We start from the raw sequence: 14,494 nt of genomic DNA on the forward strand, positions 1-14,494 counted from the left end.
CGATGTCCATTCTCGCGGAGGCCTTCGGCCTCGTCCTCCAGCCCTATGTGCTGCTGGTGATCCTCGCCTCCGCCGCCTTCGGCATGTTCGTCGGCGCGATCCCCGGGCTGACGGCGACCATGGCGACGGCGCTGCTCGTGCCGGTCACCTTCTTCATGGACCCCGTGCCGGCGATCGCCGCGATCGTCACGGCGACGGCGATGGCGATCTTCGCCGGCGACATTCCCGGCACGCTCCTGAGGATGCCCGGAACGCCGGCGAGCGCCGCCTATGTCGAGGACGCCTACCGGATGACCCGCTCCGGCCGGGCCGAGGAGGCGCTCGGCGCCTCGCTGGTGTTTTCGGCGATCGGCGGTATCTTCGGCACGATCGTCCTCGTCACGGCCGCCCCCGTGCTTGCCGAAGTGGCGCTGAAATTCTCCTCCTTCGAATATTTCTGGCTGGTCGTCCTCGGCCTTTCCTGCGCGATCTTCGTCTCGCCGGGCTCGGTGCCGCGGGGCATGATCTCGCTGGTCATCGGCCTCTTCGCCGCCACCATCGGCATCGACAATCCGGCCGGCCAGCCGCGCTACACCTTCGGCAGCGTCGAGCTTCTCGCCGGGGTCCAGTTCATCCCGGCGATGATCGGCCTCTTCGCCGTCTCGGAGGTGCTGCGCTCCGTCGCCTCCGGGGCTGACATGCCGGCGGTCGAAAAGGGCGGCCGGACCGGCGTCTTCAGCCGCCAATGGGGCAATCTGAAGCGCTATCCGGTGCAGGCGCTGCGCGGCTCGGTCACCGGCACGGCGATCGGCGCCCTGCCCGGCGCCGGCGCCGACATCGCCGCCTGGATCTCCTACGCGATCTCGAAGAAGTTTTCCCGGCAGAAGGAGAAGTTCGGCACCGGCCACGTCGAGGGCCTCGTCGAGGCAGGCGCCTCGAACAACGGCGCCGTCAGCGGCGCCTGGATTCCCGCCCTCGTCTTCGGCATTCCGGGCGATTCGATCACCGCGATCGTCATCGGCGTCCTCTACATCAAGGGGCTGAACCCCGGCCCGACGATCTTCATCAACCAGCCGCAGCTGATCTACGCCGTCTTCATCGTCTTCTTCCTCGCCAACATCATCATGCTGCCGATGGGCTGGGTGGCGATCAAGGCGGCGCGCACGATCCTGTCGATCCCCGCCCGGGTGCTGATGCCGATCATCCTGATGTTCTGCATCGTCGGCTCCTTCGCCATCAACAACTCGCCCTTCGGCATCCTGTTGATGCTGATCTTCGGCGTCGTCGGCTTCCTGATGGAGGAGAACGACATCCCGATCGCCCCGGCGATCCTCGGCCTCGTCCTCGGTCCGATGCTGGAGCAGAACTTCGTCACCTCGATGATCAAGGCCGACGGCAGCTTCCTCGCCTTCTTCGAGCGGCCGATCGCCGCCGGCCTCGGCCTCTTCACCATCGCCATCTGGTGCATCCCGCTGGTTCTGGCGGCGCTGCGTCGGCGCCGCCGCGCCAGCCCGGCCGGCGCCTGACCGCGCCACTTTGCACTTTCGTTGCGGGTGTGTTCTGTCCAAGTGGGAATCGCCCGCGGTATTCAGCCCATCAAGGACCGACCATGGCCAAGCCCGATCTTTTGCAAATCTGCCCCTTCGCCGCGCCCGTCGAGGCAGCGTTGGCCGAGGACTTCACCTGCCACCGCTATTTCGAGGCCGACGACAAAGAGGCTCTTCTGGCGAAGCTCGCGCCGACGACGCGCTTCGTCGCGACCGGCGGCCATCACGGCGCCTCGCGGGAGATGATCGCGGCGCTGCCGAATCTGGAGATCGTCTCCTCCTTCGGCGTCGGCTACGACGCGGTCGACGTCGCGGCGGCGAAGGAGCACGGCGTTTCCGTCACCAACACGCCGGACGTGCTCAACGACTGCGTCGCCGAGACGACGCTCGCCCTGATGCTGGCGCTCTGCCACCGGGTGCCCCAGGCGGACGCATACGTGCGCGCCGGCCGCTGGGAAACAGACGGCACCTTCGGCCTGACGGACGAACTGACCGGCACCCGTGTGGGCATTCTCGGCCTCGGCCGCATCGGCAAGACCATCGCGAAGCTCTGCCAGGCTTTCAACATGGAGGTGGTCTATCACGGGCGGCACCGCCAGGAGCACCAGCCCTATCCCTATTACGCCGACCTCGCCGAGATGGCGAAGGCGGTCGACTGGCTGGTCGTCATCGCCCCCGGCACCGAGGAGACCAGGGGCATCGTCAGCCGCAAGGTGATGGAGGCCCTCGGCCCCAAGGGCAAGCTCGTCAATATGGGCCGCGGCACGCTGGTCGACGAAACGGCGCTGATCGAGCTTCTGGAATCCGGCGCCCTCGGCGGCGCCGCCCTCGACGTCTTCGAAAAGGAGCCGCATGTGCCCGAACGGCTGCGGGCGCTCCAGAACGTCGTGCTCCTGCCGCATCAGGGCTCGGCGACGCACAAGACCCGGGCCGCCATGGGCCAGATGGTGGTGCGGAACCTCAAAGCGCATCTGAGGGGCGAGCCGCTGATCAGCCCGGTGGTTTGAGGAGCGGGGGTCGGCGGCGCGCTCGTCCGGAAGCTCCCATCAAGACGCCGCGCCGCCGCCACATCGCAATTGCCGTCCGGATTTTACCTCGACCGCACGGCGGCTTTCGACCCAGTGCGGTCATTCAGGCCCCACTCGGCGAATGTCCGCTCCGAGCCCACATTGACCGATGCTGCACTTCGCGCGAACGTCTGCTCTTTGGAGGCAGGTCAAAAAACGCGACAAAATCAAAGATGGCTTTGCTACGAGTTTGTGGCACATAGTTTTTCTATGATCGCGGGCACTGGACACCTCATGCCGAAAACGACCGTTTTTGGCGCAAGGGTTCTGATCTAAGGTTTTTGCCACATTCTTTGGCTGTTGCCCAAGCATGCACTCAACGCTTAACATCCAAACAAGAGCAATGCTTGTTTGGTGCCCGTCATGGATGCAGAAGATCTGAAGCTTCTTTCCAATGAGAAAATCCCGGAAAGTGTGCGAACCACAATAGCCGAGAAAATATTGGGGGCGTCGGACCGTGCGGCTGAGCGGGACATAGAGACTAAGCGCCTAGCACAAGAAAAGCAGAAACTACTGTGGAACACACCATTAGTCGCTGCTTTGGCGGGACTTCTGACCTTATCCGCGACATTTATTTTTAATCGCATCACTGCAAGCGACGAAACAGATAGAACGATAACTGTTGATCAAGTACGAGCCGAGCTTAAAAAGAGCGAGGCGCGACTAACGCAAGAGTTAGAGGTCGCAGCCAGCGAAAATCTCGCCAAGCTTGAGGCTAAAGCTAGAGAACGCGAATTCCAATATGAAATAGTTCGCTCAGAGCTTGAGAAACAGGGAAAGACGAATGCCGAGCGCGCGGCAGTGTTGCTCTTCCTGGTGCGAGCTGGTGTTCTCAACGCCTTGGATCGTGACGAGCTAGTAATTATGGCCAGAGAACAGCAGGAAAACCCTGAGAAGACAATCATCCCAGAGCTTTCGGTCGGTGGACCTGGTCGAGTTGGTCGCCAACTATTATTTGAAAATGGCTCAACGCTAACCTATTCTTTCCTGGCGGAACCCACGGAAGCAACTCGAGAGGCGGTCGAGGCGGCTGCGAACGAGTGGTCCCAGCATATGAACCTCACCATTGTCTCCACTGACGACCCTAGCGATGCTGTCATTCGAATAATGCCTAGGAGCAATAGAAATTCGGCGATGGTCGGACGAAATGCTCTTAACGTGCCCTCCGATAATCCTACTATGTGGTTGCAGACAAATGTTCCCCAAAGAACTGCCCTCCACGAATTTGGCCATGCGTTGGGACTTGTGCATGAGCATCAAAATCCACGTAGCCGCATATCCTGGAACTACGAGACTACTTATGATTTTCTCCGTAGTAGGTATGGCTGGACTAGGGCAATGATTGACAGCGAACTACTGTCAAAAAGTAACTCTTACCCATGTGTTCGAGATTTTGATCCACACTCTATTATGATGTTCAGTATACCATCCGAGATAACGACAGATGGCGCTTCGTACAGGCAAGCGAACACGTTATCCGAATCTGATAAACTATGCGCTTCGCAGATGTATCCAAAATGAATTCGAGTTGAACTCATTCAGGTTGGTCAAAAATAGTACGTTTTTGTTACTGCCGGAAACGACCGTTTTGGCAATCACAGATTTCCGGAAGCGGACCTTGGCACAGCCGCAGCGAATTGGGGCTGTGTCCGCATAGCCGCCATTCCCTCGCCGTTTTGCGAACGGCAGCTTACCACCCCAAGTCGCCGCTCGCCGCAGACACAGCGGTCACATCTCGGCCGGCGGAGAAGGCCGGCATTCCTGCCGGCGTTTGCCTGCAAAAAAGCGGCTCCGTATCGATGGCTGGCACAGGACACGCAAATCGGAGGCGGGGGAGCCCAATTCCCGCCCTACACCCGCCGCTCTGCCCCGGCGCTCGTCGCCAGGATGTCGCGGATCTCCTCCAGGAGCTTCTCCTCCCGCGGCACTTCGGCGACCGGGGCCGGCTTTTCCTCCTCCTTGCGCTTCAGCCGGTTCATCATCTTGACGACGAGGAACAGGATGAAGGCGACGATGACGAAGTTGATCGCCAGGGTGATGAAGCGGCCATAGGCGAAGACGGGGCCCTGTTTGCGGGCCTCCTCCAGCCCCGCGGCGGTGACGCTGCCGGAGAGGGCGACGAACTTGTTGGAGAAGTCGACGCCGCCGGTGATCACCGCGACCAGCGGCATGAAGAGATCGGAGACGATGGAGTTGACGAGGCCGGAAAAGGCCGCGCCGATGATGATGCCGATGGCGAGATCGACCATGTTGCCCTTCAGGGCGAATTCGCGGAATTCCTTCAGCATCGCGGCTCCGGCAAAAGCGTTCGTTTTCCGGCCATCTAGGGGAGGCCGGTGGATTTGCCGCATGGCGACGCGGCGTTTCACGTGAAATCGGCCATCGCCTCCTCGCGCCCATCAGACGAAGGTCGGGCAGAGGCGGGGTTGAGCTTTCGCCTTCGGCTGTGAGAAGCTCCGCCCATGGGCCGCCCTTGGCCCGAACGGGAGGAAATCCATGAGACTTTTCACGCGCCTCGCGGCGTCCGCCGTCGTTGCCGGCCTCGCCCTTGCGCCCGCCGCCGCCTCGGCCCAGCAGTTCATCAACGTTTTGACCGGCGGCACCTCCGGCGTCTACTATCCGCTCGGCGTCGCGCTGGCCAAGGTCTACAGCGACAACATCGAGGGCGTGAAGACGCAGGTCCAGTCGACCAAGGCCTCGGTGGAGAACATCAAGCTCGTCACCCAGGGGCGCGGCGAGATCGGCTTCGCGCTCGGCGATTCGGTCAAGGCGGCGGCCGAAGGCGACGCCGAGGCGGGATTCCCGGAAAAGGTCGAGAAGCTGCGGGCGATCGCGGCGATCTATCCGAACTACGTCCAGATCGTCGCCTCGAAGGATTCCGGCATCACCGATCTCGAAGGCCTGAAGGGCAAGGCCCTGTCGGTCGGCGCGCCGGCTTCGGGGACGGAGCTGAACGCCCGGGCGATCTTCGAGGCCGCGGGCATGAGCTATGACGATCTCGGCAAGACCGAATATCTGCCCTTTGCCGAGTCGGTCGAGCTGATCAAGAACCGCCAGCTCGACGCGACGCTCCAGTCCGCCGGCCTCGGCGTCGCCTCGATCCGCGACCTCGCCGCCTCGCTGCCGATCACCGTCGTCGCCGTTCCCGCCGCGATCGCCGAAAAGCTCGGCGCGCCGTTCCAGGCCGTCGAGATCCCGGCCGGCACCTATGACGGCCAGGACCAGGCGGTGCCGACGCTCGCCATCACCAACATCCTCGTCACCTCTTCGGACGTCGACGAGGAACTCGCCTATCAGATGACCAAGCAGCTCTTCGAGCACCTGCCGGAGCTCGTCGCCGCCCACAATGCTGCCAAGGCCATCGACCCCAAGACGGCCGCGAAGAACCTGCCCGTGCCGCTGCATCCCGGCGCCGAGCGCTACTACAAGGAAGCGGGGCTGCTGTAAGGCGCAGTCAAGTGAAAAGCAAAGGGTGGCGAGGCTTTTCTCGCCGCCCCTTTCGTCTGGTACGGGCCGCTCACGGTCGCAACTCGACCATTGATCGAAGCGGGACGAACGGGTGGGCGCGCCCCTATGTGCGTACTCACCTAAAGCCCGGGATACATCGGTGAGTTGCCATAAATACGGCATTGCCGTACGATGTCCATCGTAAGAACTCCGCGCTATTTCGAGTGGGACGACGACAAAGCCGCGCAGGTCGAAGCGCTGCGCGGTATTGCTTTTCAGTTGGCTGCCGGAGTCTTCCTCGATCCCAATCGCCTCGACATGATCGACGACAGGCGGGACTACGGTGAGGAGAGGCGTATCACCATTGGTAGCGCTTCGGGTATCGTTCTCGCCGTTGTCTATACGATGCGGGGCGACACCTGCCGGATCGTCACGGCTTGGCCCGCCAGCCGGAAGCAGAGGAAAGCCTACCATGGCGACGTTTGAACTCGATCCTTTGGATCCACCGCGCCCCTCGGCAGAAGCCAGTCGTCGCCTTGCCGGGCTGACCGAGGAAGCCATCGATGCACTGCAGGCGTCTGACACCGACGCGGCCCCTCCCTCGGACGCCATGCTCGAGCGCGCCGTCGTCGCCCGCCGCCTGAAGCGGCTCCGTGAACGGCTCAATTTCAACCAGGTCGAATTCGCCACCCGCTATCGAATCCCGGTTGCCACCCTGCGCGATTGGGAACAGGCGCGCCGCTCGCCGGATGCGCCGGCACTCGCCTACCTCGCCGTCATCGAGGCGGAGCCCGAGGCCGTCGATCGCGCTCTCGGCGGTGCATGAAGGCAGCACTGGCGTGCTGCTCGGCTTGCTCGTAGCACTGGTCGAGCGCATACTTGCGCCATGAAGATCGCATGGAGCGACGAGAAGGACGCCATCCTCAAACAACAGTATGGCTTTGGTTTCGATCGCGTCCTGGTCGCCCTGTCGATGGAGCGCTTTCTCGATGAAAGAGCGCATCCGAACCCCGTCCGATATCCACATCAGTATCAGTGGATCGTCGAAATCGACGGATATGCTTGGGTCGTTCCCTTTGTTCGCCGCCCGGATGGCGTGTTTTTCAAGACGATGTATCCCAGCCGAAAGGCGACGAAACAATATCTGGAGAGCCGGAAATGAACCCCCGAGAGGAACCGGTACCGGTTTTGGAGACCGACGAGGAACGGGCCGAATACGTGTTCAATGAAGCCGGCGGCTGGGTCTCGACCGGCGGCATCGAAGAAAAACGTGCAATCCTGAAACATGCCGCGCTTCGGATGCTCGACGATACGGCACGCCGGCAAATCTCGATCTCGCTCTCCGAGGGCGATCTTGCCCGTCTCAAGACGAAGGCGGCGGAACGCGGGGTGCATTATGAGACGCTGATCGATACGATCCTGCACGAATACGCAAAGGGATAGAGCGCGGCCACACGGCTTCGGTGTGAAAGCGCGGTCCGACCGCCGCAGGATAATCGCTCGAAGCCGGGCTGGCGATTGGCCTGATCTCCCCCCTTGCGGGGGAGATGCCGGCAGGCAGAGGGGGACGAATTCGCGCCGGACTTCTCGAAGATGGCGCGACACCCCCCTCTGGGTTGCCACCCATCTCCCCCGCAAGGGGGGAGATCGAAGCGTTGCAGATGGCACTCGTCTTCAAGCGATAGCCCTGCCGCCCTCCCCGATTGCAGCGCAACTCATGCGTCCGGCTCGAGCAGCCCCGCCAGTTCTTCTGCCGAGAACACCGGCGCCCTGCACACCCGCGCCTCGCACAGAAGCGCCGCAGGCAGGCGCTCGGGCTTGATGCCGGCGATGGCGAGTTCAGGCGGCAGTTCGTCCGGCGAGGCGGCGAGAAGGTCCAGCCGGTCGAGGTCGACGCTTTTTAAAGCCGTCCTCCACAGGCCCTCCCGGGTCGCGTCGCCCTCGGCGCCGAAGATCGCCAGTTCGGAGCCGCGCACCAGCCGTCGTGCAGCCGCGAGGATGCCCGGATGGCCGAAGACGTTTTCGCCGAGCCGGCCTGCCGCCCGTTCGGCGGCGCGCTCGCCCGCTTCGGTGACGGCAATGCGGCCGCTCGCCTGGCCGAGCATGGCGAGGCCCTCGATGACGAGGGCCGTGGCGCTCGGCACCGCCTCGTCCTGATCGCCGCGCAGGCGGAACAGGACGTCGGCGGAATCCTTGGCGTTCAGCGTATGACAGCCCTCCCCGTCGCCGTGCCAGCGCTCCAGCTCATCGGCGAGCCACAGGCCGCGGTCGAGATAGCCGCCGTCGAGCGTTGCGGCAAACAGCGCGGCGGCAGCCGACATCAGCGCGCCGTAATCCGACGACAGCGCCAGCCCCGCCGTCCGACCGTCGCGGGCCGCATGGCGGAGCCGGCCGTTTTCGACCATCTCGCCCGTCACGAAGGCGAAGGCGTCCCTGGCCATGGCAAGCGCGCGCTTGTCGCCGAGGATCTGCGAGACCTCGCACAGCGCCCGGATGGCGAGGCCGTTCCAGTCGGCCAGCACCTTGTCGTCGCGGCCCGGCCGGGACCGTGTCTCGCGCGCTGCCAGAAGCTTCGCCTTGGCCTCGTCGAAGTCCGGATCGTCGCTGCGGGCGCCGGGATGCAGGCGGTGGAGGATCGTCTTGCCCTCCCAGTTGCCGCCGGCCGCAACGTCGTAGGCGCGCTTGAAGGCCTCGGCGTCGGCGCCGAGAAGGCCGCCCACCTCCGCTTCCCGCCAGACATAGAAGGCGCCCTCCTCCGGATGGCCGTCGGCATCGAGGCTGTCGGCATCGAGCGAGGCGGCGAGACCGCCTCCATCGAGCCGCATCTCGCGGTCGAGCCAGCCGACGGTCTCTTCGATCCGCCGGCGGAAGAGGTCGTCGCCGGTGGCGCGGTAGGCCCAGGTCAGATGCCGCAGGAACTGGGCGTTGTCGTAGAGCATCTTTTCGAAATGCGGCACCAGCCAGCGATCGTCGGTGGAATAGCGATGCAGCCCGCCGCCGAGATGATCGTAGATGCCGCCCTCGGCGAGGGCTCGGGTTGTGCCGAGGAAGGCCGAACGATGCGCCGCCTCGCCGGTCTCGAAGCCGGCCCGGGCGAGGACCTCCATGAAGGGCGCGTTGGGGAATTTCGGCGCGCCCTTCATACCGCCGCGGGTGGGATCGATCAGCCCGCCGATGCGCGCGGCGGCAGCCGCGAGGTCCAGCTTGGCCAGTCCCCCCGACGGTACGGTTCCTGCCTCGAGCGTTCCGCCGATCACCGACTGGAGGTGGCCGGCGATCGTCCCGGCGCTTTGTTCGATTTCCTCGCGCCGCTCGGCCCAAGCTTTGGCGATCGCCTCCATCACCTGGACGAAGCCCGGCCGGCCGTAGCGCGGCTCTTTCGGAAAGTAGGTGCCACCGAAGAAGGGGCGCCCGTCCGGCGTCAGGAACATCGTCATCGGCCAGCCGCCCTGCTCGCCCATGGCATGCAGCGCCGACATGTAGAGGTGGTCGATGTCCGGCCGCTCCTCGCGGTCGACCTTCACATTGACGAACAGCCGGTTCATCACGCCCGCCACGGCCTCGTCCTCGAAGCTCTCATGGGCCATGACGTGGCACCAGTGGCAGGCGGCATAGCCGACGGACAGAAGGATCGGGCAGTCCCGCGCCTTCGCCTCGTCAAGGGCCCCGGGAGACCATTGCCGCCAGTCGACGGGATTGTGCTCGTGCTGCAGCAGATACGGGCTGACCGCATCGCCAAGCTGGTTGCTCATCTCGTTCGCTCCGGCTCGGGTTTCGCGTGTGTCTCGCCACATTCGACCCCCGAAGCTAGGCGAAGCCTGGCGGTCTTCGAGGGGTGGAAGGGTATTCGACCGTCTGCCGGAGTTTCGCTCCCACGGGCGACGCGGCCGCTCGGCGGAGGCAGAATGGCGACCGCCGGGTCGCCGCGCCGCCGGGAGAGGCTTTGGATCGAGATCGGCAAAGGCGGCGTCCGGTCCGCGGTGCGGTCGCTCGAAGCCGGGTCGGTCGGCGGTTGGCCTGATCTCTTGCGGGGGAGATGCCGACAGGCAGAGGGGGGCGACGTCGCGCCGGACTGCTGGTGGGTGGCGCGGCACCCCCCTCTGTGTTGCCACCCATCTCCACCGCAAGGGGGGGAGATCGAAGCGTCGGCGATGGCGCTTGCCTTCGAGCGATTGGCCTGTTCGCTCCGGCCGGGGACGGACGATTTTCGGGCTGCGCTCGGCGCGGCGCAGGTCTATGGATCGGGGATCGGACAGCCTCACGAGGACGACATGACCGCGATTGCTCCCTATCTCGCTTACGCCGCGGCGCTCGGCGTTGCCGCCTTCATCCCCGGCCCGGGCGTCGCCGGCCTCGTCGGCCAGTCGCTCGGCAACGGGCTGAGAGCCTCGCTGTTTTTCCTCGCGGGGCTGGCGCTGGGCGATCTCGTCTATCTCGCCGTTGCCGTCGCCGGCCTCGCCGCGCTCGTGGAAATCTTCGCCGAAGCGCTGCTCGTCGTGAAGATCCTCGGCGGGGCTTATCTGGTCTATCTCGGCGTCGTCTTTTGGAACAACCGGGGCGGCCTGGCGAACCTCAGGGCGGCGAAGGCGCGCAGCGGTCTCAAGGCCTTTCTGGCCGGATTCACCCTCACCCTCGGCAACCCGAAGACCATCGTCTTTTATCTCGCCTTGCTGCCGACGGTCCTCGACCTCCACGCCGTCGGCGTCTCCGAATGGTCAGTGCTCTCGATCCTCACCGTCCTCGTCCTCTTTGCCGTGCTGTCGCCCTATGCCCTCGTTGCCGCCAAGGGCCGCGCACTGATGACGCAGCCGGCGGCGCTGCGCCGGCTCAATCGGATCGCTGGCGGCATCATCGGCGGTGCCGGTGCGCTGATCCTCGGCGAGGCGGCGGTCTCGACGATGAGGCGGGTGTAGGGGGCCGCGGGTGGCCCGCGACCTCCCGACGAAGGACCCGGTCGCGCGTTCCGCTCCGATCGCGTAAGGTTGGCCGAAACCCACCACCGACGCGATTCAAGGACGCCGGGATGCATTCCGACACCATCGCCGCCTTGTCATCCGGCGCGCTGCCCTCCGGCGTCGCGGTCGTCAGGGTCAGCGGGCCGGACGCGGCGGGCGCGCTGACGCGGCTTTGCGGCGCGGTTCCGCCCGAGCGCCGGGCCAGCCTTCGCACCTTCCGGGACTCGGCCGGCGCCGTCATCGATCGCGGCATCGCGATCTTCTTTGCCGGGCCGAACACCGTCACCGGCGAGGACATCGCGGAGTTCCACCTGCATGGCGGTCCGGCCGTCGTCGCCGCCTGTCTGGAAGCGATAACCGCGACCGTCGGCACACGGCTGGCCGAGCCCGGGGAGTTCACCCGGCGGGCCTTCGAGAACGGCCGCATCGATCTCACCGAGGCGGAAGGCCTCGGCGATCTCATCGCCGCCGAGACCGAGGGCCAGCACCGGGCGGCGATCCTCCAGGCGGGCGGCGCGCTGCGGGCGCTCTACGAGGGCTGGATGGCCCGGCTCACCGAGGCGCGGGCGCATCTCGAAGCCTCCTTCGACTTCTCCGACGAGGGCGACGTCGGCGACGACGTCGCGGCGACGGTGCACGAGCGGGTGGCCGAAATCGTCGCCGAGATCCGCGACCATCTCTCCCGCGCCGATCGCGGCGAGATCCTGCGCTCCGGCTACAAGGTCGCCATCGTCGGGGCGCCCAATGCCGGCAAGTCGAGCCTCCTCAATGCCCTGGCCGACCGGGAGGTGGCGATCGTCACGGAGGTTCCCGGCACCACCCGCGACGTCATCGAGGCGACGCTCGATCTCGGCGGCATCCCGGTGCGGTTTTCCGACACGGCCGGGATTCGCGAGACTTCCGACAAGGTCGAGGCGATCGGCGTCGAGCGGGCGCGCGAGGTGATGGCGAAGGCCGATCTCGTCCTCGCTCTGGTCGACACCCAGCAGGGGCACGGCCCCCTCGCCCGCTTCACCGAGCTTCTGTCTCACGTGAAACATCCGATGATGCTGGCCGCCGACGCCTCGCTCGAAGACCTCGCCGAAGGCACCGCCAGGGGCCGGCGCCGCATCCTCACCGTGCGCACCAAGGCCGACCAGCCGGCGCCGAGCGGCCTCGCCGCCCGCTTCGGCAACGAATGGACCGACTTCCGCTTCGACTTCGTCGTTTCGGCGAAGACCGGGGCGGGACTCGACGCTCTGACGGACAGGATCGCCGAACTCGCCGCGGCGGCCGCAGGTCTCGAAGGCGGCGGCGAGGCGGCGATCCCGCTGCGCACCCGGCAGCGCGACCTCGTCACCGAAACCCGCGCCATCCTCGAAGAATTCATCGGCAATTCGGCCCTGCCCGCGGAAGTCGGCGCCGAAACCCTGCGCCGGGCCTCCGACACGCTGGGACGGCTCACCGGCACGGTCGGCGTCGAAGACCTCCTCGACGTGATCTTCTCGCAGTTCTGCATCGGCAAGTGAGGGAGGGGCTCCTTGGCGGACCTACACGTCACCATCCGCTCCGCCCGAGAGACGGATCTCAACGGCGTTAACGCGCTGATGAATATGCCGAACTATCGCCGTGGCACGCTGCGCCTGCCCCATGAGAGCCTTGCGACGACGAAACGCCGCCTGCTCGAACCGGCACCGAACGTGACACTCCTAGTCGCGGAAGAAGCTGGCGCGATTCTTGGCACGGCGAATCTCACTCGACTGACCAACCGGCGCTCCCATGTCGGTCAGGTCGGCATCGGGGTGCATGACGGCCATCTGCGCCGGGGCATCGCTGCGGCGCTGCTCTGCGAGCTCCTGTCGCTCGCCGACGATTGGCTTGGCCTTGTCCGGCTCGAACTCGATGTGATGGCAGACAACCTTCCTGCGATCGCGCTCTACGAAAAGCACGGCTTTGCAGTGGAAGGTCGGCTGAGGGCTACTGTGCTGCGAGAAGGCGACTTCGTCGACACGCTATCGATGGCACGGCTGAGGGAGCCGCCGCGCCGGGTCTGATCGATATGGCGACCGCGATTTACCGCTACGCCCCGTCAAGCCGCCCGGCTGTGGATCGCCCGGATCTCCTCGGCGACGAGCTGTTGCAGACGCCAGAGATTGCGGTCGCGGATGCCGAAGTCTTCGAGGTGACGGACGGTGTTGTGCAGATATTCGGCGCAGGAGCCGGCGTGGCCGCAGGCTCTGGCGAGGATGGGCGCGACGTCCTCGAGCGGCAGCCGGCTGGCGATCCGCTCGCCCTTCGGCCCGGCCCAGAAGGTCAGCGCCCTCAGCCTGCCCTCGCTGGTGCGCACGGGCACCCAGCGGGCCATCGAGGCGGCCTGATGGAAGCGGATTTCGCGATAGAGGACGCGCCGCAGCTGCGCCCGGCGGTCGGCATCCCTCAGCCGATAGATCACGCCGTTGCAGCGGCCGCCCCGCTCCAGCGCCATCATCAGCCCGGGCTGCTCGGGCGAACCGCGCCAGCGGGTCATCTTCAGGCAGAAGGACCGATGCCAGCCGTAGGCGGTGGCGAGCTTGTGATCGACGGCGTCGAAATCCGGCTTCCAGATCAGCGATCCGTAGGCGAAGACCCAGACGGGCTCGCCGCCGCTCTCCTCGTCGTAGCGCTCGGCCAGCGCGTCCAGCTCCCCGTCGCTCAACAGGGTCCAGCCCGGCTCATGTCCGCGCTCCGGTTCCGGCCGGATCGTCAACGCGACGAGTTCGGGGGTGAGGGAAAGGGAGGAGGACGAGATGGTCGGGTCGGGTTGGTCGGTCATGAAGTCCTGTCGCCCGGTGATGGTTTCGCAGCCACTCGACAGGTCTGCCGCGAAAACAGGCGGAACTGCCTGGAGGAACACTAACGCGACGGGTCCGCCGGTCCACGCTCTTTCTGTTCGACGGTGCGTTTCCGATCACCGGCCGAAGTCGCCGGATCGCAGATCCGCGCCGCCCGGAAATGCGCCGGGAGGAAGCGGTCGCCGGCCTCAGGCTTCGAAGCTCGGCCGATCGTAGAGTTCGGCGAGCGTGGGAACGAAGCCGACGACAAAGACGATCACGAGAAGGCTGAACCACTGGCCGGTATAATGGCATTCGACAGGCGCCCCGATCACCGTCTTGATGCAGGCATAAAACTCGTCCTGCGGATTTTGGGCGAGCGCAATCTTGCCGATGATGGTGGCGAGGCCCACCCCCGCGAGAGCTGCAATGGCCGACGAGATCAGAACGAGACGCTTCATCTTTCCCCCGTGCTGCCGCTCGGGCCGCGGCGTCGATGCCCAGGGCAATCGCTTGAAGGCAAGCGCCGTCTGCGGCGCCTCGATCTCCCCCGCATGGCGGGAGATCAGGCCAACCGCCAGCCCGGGCCCGGCTTCGAGCGATCGCCATGCATCGATGCCGCAAACGTTGTTCCGGTCTGCATCTTATCCTATAGCAGAGCACGAAACGGGCCCACCTTTGCTGCAACTTGAACGACGTCGGCCGCGGCC

At 65.3% G+C, this 14,494-nt stretch carries 15 protein-coding genes; 11 read left to right on the forward strand and 4 right to left on the reverse strand.

Going from position 1 to position 14,494, the window contains the following annotated elements; all coding sequences use genetic code 11:
- The first annotated feature begins 2 nt into the window (after positions 1–2).
- The 3 genes from LZD57_RS20560 (at position 3) to LZD57_RS20570 (ending at position 4,114) form a co-directional block, all read left to right on the forward strand.
- On the forward strand, positions 3–1,505 hold the full coding sequence (locus LZD57_RS20560) for a tripartite tricarboxylate transporter permease (protein WP_233721458.1): 1,503 nt from the start codon (positions 3–5) through the stop codon (positions 1,503–1,505).
- Positions 1,506–1,588: 83 nt separating this feature from the next.
- Complete coding sequence (locus LZD57_RS20565) at positions 1,589–2,533, forward strand: 2-hydroxyacid dehydrogenase (protein ID WP_233721459.1); 945 nt, start codon at positions 1,589–1,591, stop codon at positions 2,531–2,533.
- 423 nt (positions 2,534–2,956) lie between these two features.
- On the forward strand, positions 2,957–4,114 hold the full coding sequence (locus tag LZD57_RS20570; RefSeq protein ID WP_233721460.1) for a M12 family metallopeptidase: 1,158 nt from the start codon (positions 2,957–2,959) through the stop codon (positions 4,112–4,114).
- Between the two features lie 329 nt (positions 4,115–4,443).
- Here the strand turns inward: LZD57_RS20570 and mscL are convergent, their stop codons facing one another.
- On the reverse strand, positions 4,444–4,881 hold the full coding sequence (mscL, locus tag LZD57_RS20575) for a large conductance mechanosensitive channel protein MscL (protein ID WP_233721461.1): 438 nt from the start codon (positions 4,879–4,881) through the stop codon (positions 4,444–4,446).
- A gap of 208 nt (positions 4,882–5,089) precedes the next feature.
- On the opposite strand from mscL, the gene LZD57_RS20580 reads away from it, so the two are divergent.
- From LZD57_RS20580 to LZD57_RS20600, 5 genes are all read left to right on the forward strand, one after another.
- Positions 5,090–6,040 carry a TAXI family TRAP transporter solute-binding subunit gene (locus tag LZD57_RS20580; RefSeq protein ID WP_233721462.1) on the forward strand — a complete coding sequence of 317 codons (951 nt, stop codon included), beginning with the start codon at positions 5,090–5,092 and terminating at the stop codon, positions 6,038–6,040.
- Between the two features lie 192 nt (positions 6,041–6,232).
- Positions 6,233–6,526 carry a BrnT family toxin gene (locus tag LZD57_RS20585; RefSeq protein WP_233721463.1) on the forward strand — a complete coding sequence of 98 codons (294 nt, stop codon included), beginning with the start codon at positions 6,233–6,235 and terminating at the stop codon, positions 6,524–6,526.
- Positions 6,513–6,866: a helix-turn-helix domain-containing protein gene (locus tag LZD57_RS20590; protein WP_233721464.1), complete on the forward strand. Its 354-nt coding sequence runs from the start codon at positions 6,513–6,515 to the stop codon at positions 6,864–6,866. The genes LZD57_RS20585 and LZD57_RS20590 overlap by 14 nt, the downstream gene beginning before the upstream one ends.
- A gap of 60 nt (positions 6,867–6,926) precedes the next feature.
- Positions 6,927–7,202: a toxin gene (locus LZD57_RS20595; RefSeq protein WP_233721465.1), complete on the forward strand. Its 276-nt coding sequence runs from the start codon at positions 6,927–6,929 to the stop codon at positions 7,200–7,202.
- A gap of 26 nt (positions 7,203–7,228) precedes the next feature.
- Entirely contained in the window at positions 7,229–7,483 is a 255-nt protein-coding gene (locus LZD57_RS20600; RefSeq protein WP_233721466.1) for a DNA-binding protein, read from the forward strand.
- A gap of 272 nt (positions 7,484–7,755) precedes the next feature.
- Here LZD57_RS20600 and LZD57_RS20605 read toward each other — a convergent pair whose 3' ends face one another.
- Positions 7,756–9,792 (reverse strand): thioredoxin domain-containing protein, encoded by a 2,037-nt coding sequence (locus tag LZD57_RS20605; RefSeq protein WP_233721467.1) that lies wholly within the window; start codon positions 9,790–9,792, stop codon positions 7,756–7,758.
- Between the two features lie 519 nt (positions 9,793–10,311).
- On the opposite strand from LZD57_RS20605, the gene LZD57_RS20610 reads away from it, so the two are divergent.
- From LZD57_RS20610 to LZD57_RS20620, 3 genes are all read left to right on the forward strand, one after another.
- Positions 10,312–10,953: a LysE family translocator gene (locus LZD57_RS20610; RefSeq protein WP_233721468.1), complete on the forward strand. Its 642-nt coding sequence runs from the start codon at positions 10,312–10,314 to the stop codon at positions 10,951–10,953.
- A 110-nt stretch (positions 10,954–11,063) separates the two neighbouring features.
- Positions 11,064–12,503, forward strand: coding sequence for a tRNA uridine-5-carboxymethylaminomethyl(34) synthesis GTPase MnmE (mnmE, locus tag LZD57_RS20615; protein ID WP_233721469.1), 1,440 nt, complete (start codon positions 11,064–11,066; stop codon positions 12,501–12,503).
- Positions 12,504–12,515: 12 nt separating this feature from the next.
- Complete coding sequence (locus LZD57_RS20620; protein ID WP_233721470.1) at positions 12,516–13,028, forward strand: GNAT family N-acetyltransferase; 513 nt, start codon at positions 12,516–12,518, stop codon at positions 13,026–13,028.
- Between the two features lie 35 nt (positions 13,029–13,063).
- Here the strand turns inward: LZD57_RS20620 and LZD57_RS20625 are convergent, their stop codons facing one another.
- Positions 13,064–13,786 carry a gamma-glutamylcyclotransferase gene (locus tag LZD57_RS20625; RefSeq protein ID WP_233721471.1) on the reverse strand — a complete coding sequence of 241 codons (723 nt, stop codon included), beginning with the start codon at positions 13,784–13,786 and terminating at the stop codon, positions 13,064–13,066.
- A 207-nt stretch (positions 13,787–13,993) separates the two neighbouring features.
- Positions 13,994–14,245 (reverse strand): hypothetical protein, encoded by a 252-nt coding sequence (locus tag LZD57_RS20630; protein ID WP_233721472.1) that lies wholly within the window; start codon positions 14,243–14,245, stop codon positions 13,994–13,996.
- Positions 14,246–14,494: the final 249 nt, after the last annotated feature.

The sequence above is a fragment of the Jiella avicenniae genome (assembly GCF_021390325.1).
Taxonomy (GTDB): Bacteria; Pseudomonadota; Alphaproteobacteria; order Rhizobiales; family Rhizobiaceae; genus Jiella; species Jiella avicenniae.